Here is a 13,540-nt window from a genome sequence, read left to right on the forward strand (position 1 = left end):
CAGCGGCATTGCCTGCGGTGTGTCGTGGGCGAGTCCCAAAATGATTGGAGTTATGACCACAAAGGGCCTATGACCTGCCCGTTCGTCCCCTCAGCCAGCCCTCCAGGAGGCCATGCGGAACTTCCTCCGCCGTGAGGGCGAAAGAGCGGTGGTCCGCCCACTCACCGTTGATGTGAAGGTAGCGCTCCCGATAACCCTCGTCCCGGAAGCCAAGCTTTTCCACAACCCGCAGGCTGGGACCGTTCTCCGGTCGGATGTTGATCTCCATGCGGTGCAGTCCAAGGGCCCGGAAGCAATGGTCCGTGGCCAGCGCCACGGCGGTGGGGGCAATACCCAACCCTGCCCGCTCCTTGTCCACCCAGTACCCAAGGGTGGCCATCATGGCCGAACCCCACAAAATGGAGGACACCGTGAGCTGCCCAACGATGCGTGGCTGAGGAAACCCGGGTGTCCATTCAGTAATGAGGAAGGGCAACGCGGTCGACTGCCGGGCCTGGGCGTTCAGGGACGCAACCATTTGCCGGTAACTGGGCAGGCGCCCACCCGGTGCAGGGTTGGACGCCTCCCAGGGAGCCAGCCATTCGCTGTTCCGCGAACGGACTTCAGTCCATTCCCGCTTGTCGCGGTAACGGATCGGCCGAAGTACAAGGTCTCCGCTTTCCAGCGTTACCGGCCAGATCGCAGAGCCGTACATCCTGAATTACTTAGGCAGGTCGGCCGTGAAAGTCGGCAGCCACTCGCGGAGCTCAGGGCCGAGATCTTCACGTTCGCTCGCCAGCTCGATGCAGGCCTTGAGGTAGCTGAGCTTGTCTCCGGTATCGAAGCGGCGCCCACGGAACACGACACCGTACACGCCGTAGCCTTCGCCTTCACCGGCTGCCAGGACTTCAAGGGCGTCCGTCAGCTGGATCTCTCCCCCTCGGCCCGGCGCCGTCTTTTCCAGGACGTCGAACACGGCCGGGTGAAGGACGTAGCGGCCAATCACGGCAAGGTTGGACGGGGCTTCTTCCGGGGAAGGCTTCTCCACCAGCTGCTTGATGCGGACGTAGCCGTCCTCGCCGTTTTCCTCGACATCGGCGCAACCGTAGGCGCTGATCTTGGACGGCTCCACCTCGATGAGGGCCACTACGGATCCGCCGGTCTTCTGCTGGACGGCGATCATGTCGCTAAGCAGATCGTCCTTGGGGTCGATCAGGTCGTCACCCAGCAGGACCGCAAACGGTTCACGTCCCACATGCTGCTTGGCACGCAGCACCGCGTGGCCAAGGCCGTTGGGGTCGCCCTGGCGGACGTAGTGGATGTCGCCGAGGTTGGTTGCCTTCTGGATGGCCTCCAGCTTGGACGTATCCCCCTTCTCCGCGAGGGTGGCTTCCAGCGCGGGCACGCGGTCGAAGTGGTCCTCCAGCGCGCGCTTGCTGCGACCGGTGATCATCAGGACGTCGTGCAGGCCAACCTTGACCGCTTCCTCGACGACGTACTGGATGGCGGGCTTGTCAACCACGGGCAGCATTTCCTTGGGCATCGCCTTTGTGGCGGGCAGGAACCTGGTACCAAGACCCGCTGCAGGGATGACGGCCTTACGGACAGCATTGTTATCGAGAGTCACCGGACTAATGTAACGGAAGGAGCACACCAACGGGTAAACCCCCCGCCGAGCGGGTCGAACAAAATGCAGGGACCCCATCAGCGCCGATGTTGCTGCGTTGACCGGGGCCCGGACGGGATTGAGATGGCAACGAAGGAAGACATCCGCCGAAGCCGCCGGCTTCACCGGCGCACGCTCACACCGGAACAGATGGCCGCCGCCGGCGCTTCGATAGCCGGGCATGGCATGGCGTGGGCGGAGAAGCGGTCCAACGGCACGGAGGCTTCTTTTGCCATCTATGTCGGGGTGGCCCACGAGCCACCAACGCTGCCGCTCATTGCTTCCCTGTACGACGCCGGCCACCGGGTGCTGCTGCCCGTCTGCGAGGCGGGACGGCGGCTGAGCTGGGTCTACTGGACTCCGGACACCGCCTTCGTGCGGTCCGACTTCGCACCAATCGACGAACCCGAAGGCGAGCGCCTGGACAGCAGCGTGGCAGCGGGCGTGGCCGGCATCTTCATGCCGGCCACCGCGGTGGACAGGGACGGAAACCGCATTGGACAGGGTGGCGGCTACTACGACCGCCTCCTGCAGGGATTCGACGCTTCGGGCGGGCGTCCGCCCACCATTGCGGTGGTGTACGACGACGACCTGTTGCCTTCCGGTGCAATCCCCGCCGAAGAATTCGACCAGCCGGTCCCGGAAGCACTGACACCGTCCGGCATACACACCTTGGGCGCCTTGGGCGGCGGTGTGTGAGGTCCTGCACATTCCATGGCGGGCTGCGCCCCTTCAGATGCTAGAATTGGCACTCAGGCCCTGTGACTGCTAATGCGGGTTTTTCCGCAGAGCATCCATCAGGACCTGTACTTTGTTCTGAAGGAGGAATTCAGTGCCCACATATGCGTACGCCTGCAAAGACTGCGACCACGCGTTCGACATCGTCCAGTCCTTTTCTGACAGCTCCCTGACGGAGTGCCCGGAATGCCAGGGCTCGCTGCGCAAGAAGTTCAACAGCGTAGGCGTTGTCTTCAAGGGTTCAGGCTTCTACCGCACCGACTCACGCGACTCCAAGGGAAGTACGGTCTCTGCCGCTCCATCAGCTGCAGCACCGGCCGCTGCTCCGGCGCCTGCCGCCACCCCGGCACCCGCCGCAGCGGCAAGCTGACCGCATTATCCACATAAGGCAACCGGCCGCTGTTTAGCGGCCGGTTCCGGTGTTTAACGTGGCTGTATGCCACCAAAAACATCCGGATCCCTGATAGTCCGACGTGCAACACCGAACGTCGGCGGAGCCTCCGTTCCTTCCCCCCGGCCTTCCCGGTACACCAGTCGCAACCCTGCCCGCCGGCTCAGACTTGGATCCCTGGTTGCAAGGAACCGCCGCCTCACTGTTGCACTGCTGCTCTGCCTGGCCACCGGGATCGCCGTCCAACAGCTCACCCCGGCATCGGAACAGCGCGTCAGCATTCTGGCAGCGGCCCGCGACCTCCCGGCAGGAGCCACCCTCACGGAAGCAGACTTCACTTCTGTCGGCGTCCCGCCCGACCTCGCCCTGGACGGAACGCTCCGGGACCCCGCATCCGTGGCCGGACGCCAGCTGGCATCACCCTTGTCCAAGGGCCAACTGCCCACCGAAGCAAACCTTCTGGGCCCCGGCCTCCTGACAGGAGCGCCCCCGGGAACGGCCGCCGTACCGCTCCGCATGGCGGATCCTTCATCCATCCAACTGCTCTCCCCCGGCCAACTGGTCAACGTTGTCCTCACCGCTGCGGGATCGTATGACGAATCCAGGGACAACCGCATACTGGCAGTGTCCGTCCCGGTGCTCTGGACTTCCGCCCAAGGAGGCACGTCCGGGCAGTGGCTTGGGACCAGCGAAACCGAGGGTTTGGTTGTTGTCGCCGCGGACCCGGTGCAAGCAGAAAAGCTTGCCGGCGCGTCTACGCAAGGCAAGCTTTTCTTTGTGCTGGTGAACCCGTCATGAAGGGCGGCGTTCCCGGGAAGGGTCAGCCCCAATGAGGGGGCTTCTGCTCCTTCAGCCACTGGTCGTGATCGTAGCCTTCGTCGTCGTTCCAGCGCCGGGGATCGTCTTCGGAAGCCTTGTTTGGAAGGATGCCCCCGGAGGATGCCCGTGCCGACTTTTCGGGTATAGCCTCTTCAGCTGCTCCGGATCCGGTTTCCACCTCGGCTGCTGCATCCGCCGCCTGCTCCGCCGGTTCACTGTCCCCCTGCGTCGGATCCCCTGCAGGACCGTTTCCCTGGGCATGTTCCGCCCGGGCTACGTCTTCGCCGCCGGTTTCCTGATTGGTCATGCTTGGTTCTTTCCTGTCTTCCCCGATGCCGGGCCGGGGCGTCGACACGTCCTCCGCAGCCTGCTGACCGCGGGTGGGAGCGGCACTGCGGCCATAAGCCGAACTGCCGTCCGCGCCCAATTGTTCAACGTCCATGTCCAAGAAGCCAGTGTGGCTGGACGCTCCCGGGTGCGCCACATGGTTCTCAAGGCCAAGGTACGAGCCGATACGGTCCGCGCAGGACGACGGATCGGTGAAGACCTCAATGGTCCAGAGGGACATGTAGCGCCAGCCCATGCGCTCCAGGAGCTGGGGACGCAACCTGCTGCGTTCACGGACACTCATCCGCCGATACCGTTCGGTGCCGTCGGATTCGATGGCCACTGGAGTGGGGACCTCAGCGCCTTCCCGGCCAATGGTATGGACAGGGTCGGCAGCGGCAGCAATGTCCAGCACGCCATCGTAGAGGTGCCACACGCGGGCTCCCCTCGCCCGGAGCCGTTCGCCCAGGTCAGCAACCAGGGGGTCCTCGCCCAACGCCTGCTCGCTGGCTACGGCGCGGGACGCCGGGGTTCCCAGGTTGCTGTTTCCGGACAACTCACGGTCAAGCAGTTCGTAGAAGTCCACTGCGCCGTGGGACAAACGGTCCAGGTCAAGATCCTCGGGCCGGAAGCAGCTGAGCACGTGCATGGAGCGCCGGGCCCTGGTCATGGCCAACGCGAAGCGGTTGCGTCCGCCCTCCACCGACAATGGCCCGAACGAATGCAGCGCCCGGCCGTGGGGCGTCCGGCCGTAGCCGAGCGAGAAAATCACGTGGTCCCGAACCAGGCCCTGGGCGCGCTCCAGGTCCACTACCCGGAACGACTCGGGGCCGGCTCCAAAGAATCCGGACAGCGTGGGATGGTTGGGCAGTTGAAGCCGGATGGCCTCCCCGATGCGCGCTGCATGGCGGAGGCTGGCAGTGACCACGGCCAGGGACGTGCGGGGCCGCAGCCTCGCATGTTCGAAGACCAGGTCCACCACGCGGTTCACTTCTGCGGTGACCGATTCCACGCCCTCGTGGTCGGCGCCGGGCAAGCCGGTACCGTCAGGAATGTACTCCACCAGGATCGAGCGGTCCAGCCCCGTCACGGAGCTGCCATCGGGCAACCGGCGCAGTCCGCCGTCGTAATAGTTCTTGCTGAGCTGCAGGATGAGGTCCTCATCCACCGCCCGGTAGACCCAGTTCAACTGCCAAGTAGGCAGGACACGGGCCAAGGCGTTGAAGGCACTGTCCACTGTCTCGTGACCGGACACTCCTGCTACGGGCGGCTCCACTGCGACGCTGAACGTCCGCGCACTGGCGATCCTGGCGTCGCCAAACGCCACCACCTGGCTTGCCCGTGCAATGGCCGGCAGCACCGCCTGCAGGGATGTCGATTCTGCGTCGATGATGACAACGGCATCGAACTTCTGCTCCGCCGGCAGCACACCGGTGAGGAGGTAAGGACTGACAGACCATACGGGCACCAGCAGCGGAACCAGGTCAGGAGCCTGGGCACTCAGTGCCGGAAGCGTGACGCGTCCGTCCTTGAGGAGGGCACGGAGCAGTTCCGCCTGGCGGGGGTGCTGCACGATCCCTTGGCGCCATTTGCCGGCCAGCTGCCACCGCAGGCGCGCAGCACCGCTGGCAATGTGTGCTTGGTCGGCAAGGCGGAATTCAGCCTCCAGTCGCCGCAGGGAGTCGCCGTCGGACATGGCGAGGTAGTCATCGCCACTGATCATGGCTTCCAGGGCCGACTGCCACCACGCCAGGTCGAGTTCTGCCGCGACGGATCCCGCTGGCACTTCCCTCGCCGCAAGGTCGGCCAGCAACTCCCCGAGTCCGTGCTCCCGCATTTCCTCGATGAGGAGCGTGCGCTCGGGAAGGGTCTCAAGGGTCGCGGTGTCTGCCACAAGGCGCTCGAGCCGCTCCATCAATTCCTGATACGGCGTCGCGTGCAGGTCACCACCGGCAGCGGTGTGTTTGAGGGCTTCGCCGAGCCGGTGCAGCTCGCCGTCTATTTCCCGGTACAGGGCGCCCAGGTCCGCCAGCCCGGAGGGAACAGCCGGGTGCCTCTGCGTGGTGGCGTACTCCGCCCACAAGGCACGCTGTTCCTGGACCAGCACCAGCGAGCTGTGGAGGTCGGCAATGTGAACGCCGGGCCGCACGTATTCCTTGGCAACGCGGCGAAGCCTGGAGCGCTGCATGGACGGCATCTCCAAGTTGCGCTCCCGCCGCCACGCAGAACTGGCCGTCGCGGAAATGAGGTCGTGCACGGGACGATCGAAGATATCGGGAGTGAACTTGTCCAGGCTTTCGCGCACGGCGATCAGCAGTTCAAGCTGTGCACCCCACTCCCTGAACGTCCCGCCCAGACGGATCTCCGCATGGTCCGACAACTGCTTCATCCGCTCGCGGAGTTCGGGGACCTTCTTCTCAGCCAGCCGGGCCAGCTCCTGGGCTTCCTCGGTCTCCTTGCGGTTGACCAAACGGGCTCCGTACCAGGGACTGGACGTGGATGCCCTGCTGAAACTGCCCAGCTCGGCAGCGCGACGGAGCCTGCCTGCCAATTCCTCGCGGTCCTTGATGTTGTCCAGGACACTGCGCTTCAGGCGCACGGTGGTGGCAGGCGCAGGATGGATGGAGGTCAGTTCCGCCAGCGACTGCATGGCCTGGTAGGGCGAGCACCCCCAGCGTTCGCGGACGTTGTGCAGCGACGCCACATGGTCCATCAGGGCATGGCGGTGGCCGGTGAGTGTTTGGTGGAGATTACCCAGTTGCGGCTCGAGGGCTTTCTCATTGCGCATGATGGCGCGGACCAACTGGCCCTTCAGCTGCTGCGGTGTTGTACCGTTCCCCGGGCGGAAGAGCATGGAGTCAAGGCCGAGGGTCTCCAGATGGGCTGAGAGCCCGGCCAGGCTTGATTGGCGCTCCCCCACCACCAAAACAGACTTGCCCTCGTTCACCAGCGTGCCAATGGCATTGATGGCTGTCTGGGTCTGGCCGCTGCCCGGCGGGGTGCTGACAACCAGCGAGTCGCCGGCACGCACGGCATCCACTACATACTGCTGGTCGGTGTCGGCGTCCAGCAGCAGGAGTTCGTCGGCGGGGTCGCGTTCGTCCAGGCCGGGAAAGCGGCCGGCCTTGATGGAGTCAGGCTCAATATCGCCGCCGGTTGCCGCCGTGGCCAAGGCGGACACAATCTTGTTGTTCGCGTTGATCCACGGATCATCGAGGTTGCCGGAAAGGTCTGCCAGCGTGGTAACCAGCAGGTTGAACTCAACCTCGGCGCCATGGATGGGCTGGACGAGCGTAGCAAGGCGGTCGAGGACGGGCTGGGGATCCAGGCGGGCCGTGTTGTAGGCCATGCGGGCAACTGCGTTGACGTCGAAGACGATCCCGTGCACCGTCTTCAGGTGCCGTACAAGGGCCGGGTTGATCCGGGCCTGCTCGGTGAGCTGCAGCTCAAAGTCGTCCTCACCCGGGCGGACAGTCAAGGCAATGGACGTCAACATCACAGGGGCGGAAACCCGCTGCGGCTTGCCGCCAACAGCCGACGTCCACACTACGGTGCCAGCGGTCAGATAACCGGCATCGATGCCCCGGTCATTGCTGAGCTCGAAAATTTTGGAGCGGATATTCCGGGCGGCACGGGCAGCTACGAGGTACTGTTGGCGGTCCCTGATGAGCGTCGACAGGCGCGTCCTGCGTCCCGCGAGCAACTGCGCCAACCCGGACGGGTGCGCATTGCTGAGATCAATGGCGCCTTCGGGCGTCTTGACGAAACGCAGCATCGTGTCCGCACCAGTGACGGGCTTGAGACCGGCGAGCCATTTCCGCAGCTCTTCCGAGCCCTCTTCCTGGCTTTGACCTACTGACACAACTGCTGCCTTCTTTTCTGTACTAGCTTTAGACGCCTTGGACCATACCGGCATACTTTCGAGGGTAGCTGGAATACCCGTGCTCCCCGCTCCGCAACACTGCGCCGAGGCGAAATTAGCCGCCATTTCCGGTCAAACGCACAGTGGCCGACCTCCCGAAGGAGACCGGCCACTCACACTGCTATTCCCACTCGATGGTTCCCGGCGGCTTGCTGGTGACGTCCAGTACCACGCGGTTCACACCGTCCACCTCGTTGGTGATCCGGTTGGAAATCCGGGCCAGGAGGTCATACGGCAAACGTGACCAGTCCGCCGTCATGGCGTCCTCGGAAGACACCGGACGCAGGACGATCGGGTGGCCGTAGGTGCGGCCATCACCTTGGACACCAACGCTGCGCACATCCGCGAGCAGGACCACGGGCATCTGCCACACATCGTTGTCCAGGCCGGCGGCGGTGAGTTCAGCACGGGCAATGGCGTCGGCCTTGCGGAGCAGGTCCAGGCGGTCCTTGGTGACTTCGCCGACGATGCGGATACCCAGGCCAGGGCCAGGGAACGGCTGGCGGCCCACGATCTCCTGCGGCAGGCCAAGCTGCGCGCCTACTGCGCGGACCTCATCCTTGAACAACGCTCGGAGCGGCTCGACGAGTTCGAACTGCAGGTCCTCGGGAAGACCGCCGACGTTGTGGTGGCTCTTGATGTTGGCTGCGCCTTCGCCACCGCCGGACTCGACGACGTCCGGGTAAAGGGTTCCCTGGACCAGGAACTTGATCTTCTCCCCTTCGGCCGCTGCCTGGGCGATGATGGCCCGTTCGGCTTCCTCGAAGGCACGGATGAATTCGCGTCCAATGATCTTGCGCTTGGTCTCGGGGTCGGAGACACCGGCCAAGGCGGAAAGGAAGCGCTCCTGCTCGTTCGCGACGTACAGGTTCACGCCGGTGGCGGCTACGAAGTCCCGTTCCACCTGCTCTGCTTCACCTTCACGGAGGAGCCCGTGATCAACGAAGACACAGGTCAGCTGGTCGCCCACGGCCCGCTGCACCAGTGCAGCTGCCACGGCCGAATCAACGCCGCCCGAGAGGCCGCAGATGACCCGGGAATCGCCGATCTGCTGGCGGATGCGTTCCACCTGCTCTTCGAGGATGTTGCCCGTGGTCCAGTTGGGGCTCAGGCCCGCACCCTTGAACAGGAAGTTTTCCAGCACGTGCTGCCCGAGGACGGAGTGCTTGACCTCGGGGTGCCACTGCACACCGTAAAGGCGCTTTTCTTCGTTGGCGAAAGCTGCGACCGGCGCACCTGCCGTGGTGGCCAGTACTTCGAAGCCTTCAGGTGCCTCGTGCACGGAGTCGCCGTGGCTCATCCACGTGTTCTGGGTGGCGGGGACGCCATCCAGGATGGAGCGGGCGTCGCCTACCAGGAGTGCTTCGGTTGCCCCGTACTCCCGCAGGCCGGTCCGGGCTACCTTGCCGCCCAGCGCATTGGCCATGGCCTGGAAGCCATAGCAGATGCCGAACACCGGCACACCGGCTTCGAAGAGGTCCGCTCCGACGTTGGGGGCACCGTCAGCGTAAACGCTGGAGGGTCCGCCGGAAAGGATGATGGCTGCCGGGTTCTTGGCCAGAAGCTGCTCGGTGGTGAAGGTGTGCGGAACAATTTCCGAATACACATTGGCTTCGCGGACGCGGCGTGCAATCAGCTGCGCGTACTGGGCACCGTAGTCAACAACCAGCACCGGCTTCTGGGAAGTTTGGGGTGCGGTGGGAGTAGTCACCAGACAAGACTACTTGGCCGGACCACCCCGGTGCACGTTGGCGGAGGCGGTCCATGGCCATTTCGGGGCCCGCCGTTAGGCATCTCACATCCAATGGACTCCTGGGCCGGCCGGTCAGGTGTCAGTAGCGCTTGGATGCCTGGGGGTTGGCCGCCAGTTCTGCCTCAACCTGTGCGTGGAATTTCTTCTCCACAATGAAGGACAGGAGCGGAACAACACCGCCCAGGGCCAGCAGGACGAGCTTGGAGAAGGGCCAGCGCATCAGGGACCACAGGCGGAAGTTGGAGACCAGGTACACCACGTACATCCAGCCATGCACGATCAGCACGGTGGTGGAGATGTTGAATCCGCCAATCACGCCCTTGGGCTCGGAAGAGGCGAACCCGAAACCGAACGGCTGGCCGGTGGCAGCGTTGGTTCCCCCTGCAAACAGGGAAACACCAAAGCCGTAGCGGGCAATAAGTTCAGCGCACAGGAGCAGGAGCATGGCACCGGTCAGGTAGGCCATGACCTTGTAGAACTTCAACGCCGAACGGATCTGGGCTTCGGTCCCCCCGAACCTGCGCTTCTTTGGCTTGGGTCCGGACTGTTCGGGCTGGATGGCCGGTTTGGGCTCAATCATTGCTGCACCTTTTGTTCTGGCTCAGGGCTTGCTGGGTTTTCAGGAGTGTCAGGGTGGACGTCGTCGTCGTACTCGTCGTCATCCTCTTCGAGGTCCCGGCGGTGGTCGTCGGCCACCATCCGCCACCAGATGTAGAGCGCGAAGCCTGCAAAGACAACCCACTCCACCGAGTAGAAGAGGTTCAACCAGTTGATTTGCTGCGCGGGCGGTTGGGCGGGGACATTGAGGGGCTTCACCGCGTCGTCGAGCGGTACAGTGGCGCCGCCGGCCGCTTCGGAGGTCGCGGCGATGAAGCCGGGGTAGCTGGAAACTTCCCACTTGTTGATCAGTTCGGCAACGGCCACGGCCGACGCGCGGCCTTCACCGGCGTCGACGTTGGGCAGGGGCGCTTCGGACGGCAGCAGTCGACCGGTCACCGTAAGGGTGCCCGACGGCGGCGGGCCGGCTTGGGCGGGTTCGGCGACCCAGCCCCGTGCCACGGGGATCCAGGTTTGCGGCGACGCTGCAGCACCGGTGATGGTGGGCGCGTTCTCGACCGCAAAGGCGGAAACGATCCAGTAGCCCTTGTGGCCGTCGTGCAGGCGGCCTTCGACGAGGACCTGCTTGGCCGGGTCATAACTGCCGGTCGCGCTGACCATCTGGTCCGAAACAGACCCGGGAAAGAACTGGCCGGGCTGGAGTACGTCCACCAGCGGCTTGACTTCTTCGAGGCTGGAGGGCGCGGGAGGCTCATGCTGGGTGGACCGGCTGAGTTGCCACTGGCTGAGCAGCACAAACACCCCGGACAGGACCAGCGCAAAGACAAGTCCTGCGATCCAGCGGGGTTTCAACGCGGTTTTCAGCACCTGTTAACCGTACTTCGTCCGGCTGTAGAACAACGAACCGGGGGCCGGATTGCCGGCCACCGGCGGGCAATCAGTGGTCGAAGAAAACCAGGCTGGAGTTGATGAGCTCCGAGATGACTTCCGGGTCGTGGGCACGGCGCAGAGATTCCCTGAACGACTCCTTGGACAGCGACCGGGCCAGGGTCGCAAGGACTTCCAGGTGGTCCGAAAAGGAACTTGCCGGGGTTGCGATGAGCAGGATGACCGTGGCCGGTCCGTCGCTGGCTCCGAAGTCCAGGGCATGGCCGAACTTGGTCACTCCCACGGCGATCGAAATCCGGTCCACGTATTCACTGCGCGCATGGGGCAGGCCAATCCCACCGGGCAGGCCGGTGGCCAATTGGTGCTCGCGTGAGTGGACCTGTTCCAGGAAGCCCTCCAGGTTGGAGATACGCCCCGCGGCGTGGAGCCGTCCGGCCAGTTGCGCCGCAGCGTCGATCTTGTCCCCGGCCTCGAGTTCCAGAATGACCATGTCCGGCGTGGTCAGTTCCGCGTCATACCGGTCAAGTGGTTCAGCCACGTGTTGTCCCTCCAGTGCGGCCTTCCGGCGCACGGTTCCTGTAGTGCTTGCGAAGAAGGCCTCGTGAAGCTCAGCGAAGGGGCATGATGTCATCTACTCCCATGCGCGCGGCGTCTGCCGACTCGTCGTCGGGCTGTTGCTGGCTTAGCCGTTCAGCTTCCACCCTCGCCAGGTAGTGCCGTACTTCGCTTTCCCTTTGGGTCTCGCTCCAGCCAAGGATCCCACCCATCAGCTTAGCTACTACGGGCACCGCCGACACACCCCGGTCCCATGCCTCGATGGAAATCCGGGTACGCCGGGTCAGTACGTCATGGACGTGGCGTGCGCCCTCGTGTGTGGTGGCATAAACCACCTCGGCTGCCAGGTAGTCGTCCGCACCGGGCAGGGGTTCGGCGAGCTCAGGGCGTTCTTTGATGAGGTCCAGGACTTCCGAGGCCATGGATCCGAAGCGGTTGAGCAGATGCTCCACCCTCGCCACGTGGACCCCGGCCTCCTCCGCCGACCGGGCTCGACGGTTCCAGGCCGCCTTGAAACCCTCGGCCCCGAGCAGCGGAATGGTTTCGGTGCAGCTGGGCGGCACCCGCTCGTCCATGGCGCGGGTAGCCTCATCCACAGCGTCCTTGGCCATCACCCGGTACGTGGTGTACTTACCGCCGGCCACCACTACCAGCCCAGGCACGGGGTGAGCCACCACGTGTTCCCGGGACAGTTTGGCCGTGGAGTCATTGTCCCCGGCCAGGAGGGGGCGGAGTCCGGCGTAGACGCCTTCCACGTCCTCACGGGTCAGGGGGCGCTTGAGGACCCGGTTGACGTGTTCAAGGACGTAGTCGATGTCCTTGCTGGACGCCGCAGGGTGGGCCTTGTCCAGCTTCCAGTCGGTATCCGTGGTTCCGATGATCCAGTGCCGGCCCCACGGAATGACGAACAGCACGGACTTCTCCGTGCGGAGGATCAGCCCGACCGTGGACTGGAAACGGTCCCGGGGCACTACCAGGTGGATGCCTTTTGACGCCCGGACTTTGAGCTGTCCGCGGTCCGTCACCATGGCCTGGGTTTCATCGGTCCAGACGCCCGTGGCGTTGACCACCTGCTTGGCGCGGACCTCAAAGACGCTGCCGTCCTCCTGGTTTTCCAGCTTGGCCCCCACCACACGCTCACCCTCGCGGAGGAAATCTACAACCCGCACGCGGTTTGCCGCATGGGCGCCGTAGTGGGCGGCTGTCCTGACGACGTTGACCACCAACCTGGCGTCATCCACCTGGGCGTCGTAGTACCGGATGGAGCCGACGAACGCATCGTCCTTCAGGCTCGGTGCGGCGCGCAGGGTTCCGCGTTTGAAGAGGTGTTTGTGCATGGGCACGCCCCGGCTGTGCCCGGACGTGATGCCCAGCGTGTCGTACAGCATGATGCCGGCGCCTACGTAGGGCCGTTCCCAGATCCTGCGGGTCAGCGGGTACAGGAACGGCACGGGCCTGACCAGATGCGGTGCGATGGTCTGGATCAGGAGTCCGCGTTCCTGCAGCGCTTCCTGGACAAGGCCGAAGTCCAGCATCTCCAGGTAGCGCAGGCCACCGTGGATGAGTTTGGAGGATCGCGACGATGTCCCCGACGCCCAGTCGCGGGCCTCGACGATGCCCACCGTCAAGCCGCGGGTCACGGCATCAAGAGCGGCACCGGCGCCTACGACGCCCCCACCGACAATCAGGATGTCCAGTTCCTTGCCTGCCTGGGCAGTGGCTTTCAGCGCCTCAATGGATGCGGCACGGGACTCGGGGCTTAGGGCTCCCGCAGGATTCACCTGCGAACCGCCTGCGATATTGCTCATCGGACTCCTCCTCAAACGCAACAGCTGGTAGTCCACTACCCTACTGGCTGGTCGCCGCCCGCGGCAGTGCCCGTTTTCCTCCAGCCCCACAGATCCGCGGATCGTCAGAGAGGACCGAACGCCTTGCCGCCCTTGC

At 64.5% G+C, this 13,540-nt stretch carries 11 protein-coding genes; 3 read left to right on the forward strand and 8 right to left on the reverse strand.

What is annotated here, in order from left to right; genetic code table 11:
• Positions 1–67 precede the first annotated feature (67 nt).
• The gene (locus tag ACPFL9_RS14555) at positions 68–694 is read right to left on the reverse strand and encodes a GNAT family N-acetyltransferase (protein WP_426003539.1); all 627 of its coding nucleotides are present in this window, start codon (positions 692–694) and stop codon (positions 68–70) included.
• A gap of 6 nt (positions 695–700) precedes the next feature.
• Positions 701–1,606: a UTP--glucose-1-phosphate uridylyltransferase GalU gene (galU, locus tag ACPFL9_RS14560; protein WP_426003540.1), complete on the reverse strand. Its 906-nt coding sequence runs from the start codon at positions 1,604–1,606 to the stop codon at positions 701–703.
• A gap of 123 nt (positions 1,607–1,729) precedes the next feature.
• Here galU and ACPFL9_RS14565 point away from each other — a divergent pair, with 123 nt between their 5' ends.
• The 3 genes from ACPFL9_RS14565 (at position 1,730) to cpaB (ending at position 3,572) form a co-directional block, all read left to right on the forward strand.
• Positions 1,730–2,344, forward strand: coding sequence for a 5-formyltetrahydrofolate cyclo-ligase (locus tag ACPFL9_RS14565; RefSeq protein WP_426003542.1), 615 nt, complete (start codon positions 1,730–1,732; stop codon positions 2,342–2,344).
• Between the two features lie 133 nt (positions 2,345–2,477).
• Positions 2,478–2,753, forward strand: coding sequence for an FmdB family zinc ribbon protein (locus ACPFL9_RS14570; RefSeq protein WP_426003543.1), 276 nt, complete (start codon positions 2,478–2,480; stop codon positions 2,751–2,753).
• A 66-nt stretch (positions 2,754–2,819) separates the two neighbouring features.
• Entirely contained in the window at positions 2,820–3,572 is a 753-nt protein-coding gene (gene cpaB / locus ACPFL9_RS14575) for a Flp pilus assembly protein CpaB (protein ID WP_426003544.1), read from the forward strand.
• A gap of 22 nt (positions 3,573–3,594) precedes the next feature.
• On the opposite strand, the gene ACPFL9_RS14580 is transcribed toward cpaB, so the two are convergent.
• From ACPFL9_RS14580 to ACPFL9_RS14605, 6 genes are all read right to left on the reverse strand, one after another.
• The gene (locus tag ACPFL9_RS14580; RefSeq protein WP_426003546.1) at positions 3,595–7,836 is read right to left on the reverse strand and encodes a DUF4011 domain-containing protein; all 4,242 of its coding nucleotides are present in this window, start codon (positions 7,834–7,836) and stop codon (positions 3,595–3,597) included.
• 127 nt (positions 7,837–7,963) lie between these two features.
• On the reverse strand, positions 7,964–9,553 hold the full coding sequence (gene guaA, locus ACPFL9_RS14585; RefSeq protein WP_426003548.1) for a glutamine-hydrolyzing GMP synthase: 1,590 nt from the start codon (positions 9,551–9,553) through the stop codon (positions 7,964–7,966).
• Between the two features lie 121 nt (positions 9,554–9,674).
• Positions 9,675–10,175: a DUF3817 domain-containing protein gene (locus ACPFL9_RS14590; protein ID WP_426003549.1), complete on the reverse strand. Its 501-nt coding sequence runs from the start codon at positions 10,173–10,175 to the stop codon at positions 9,675–9,677.
• Complete coding sequence (locus ACPFL9_RS14595) at positions 10,172–11,020, reverse strand: SURF1 family protein (RefSeq protein WP_426003550.1); 849 nt, start codon at positions 11,018–11,020, stop codon at positions 10,172–10,174. The genes ACPFL9_RS14590 and ACPFL9_RS14595 overlap by 4 nt, the downstream gene beginning before the upstream one ends.
• Positions 11,021–11,090: 70 nt before the next feature.
• On the reverse strand, positions 11,091–11,579 hold the full coding sequence (locus tag ACPFL9_RS14600; RefSeq protein ID WP_426003551.1) for a PTS sugar transporter subunit IIA: 489 nt from the start codon (positions 11,577–11,579) through the stop codon (positions 11,091–11,093).
• Positions 11,580–11,649: 70 nt separating this feature from the next.
• Entirely contained in the window at positions 11,650–13,404 is a 1,755-nt protein-coding gene (locus ACPFL9_RS14605) for a glycerol-3-phosphate dehydrogenase/oxidase (RefSeq protein ID WP_426003553.1), read from the reverse strand.
• Positions 13,405–13,540 lie beyond the last annotated feature (136 nt).

The sequence above is a fragment of the Paenarthrobacter sp. NyZ202 genome (genome assembly GCF_049860755.1).
In the GTDB taxonomy this organism is placed as follows: domain Bacteria; phylum Actinomycetota; class Actinomycetes; order Actinomycetales; family Micrococcaceae; genus Arthrobacter.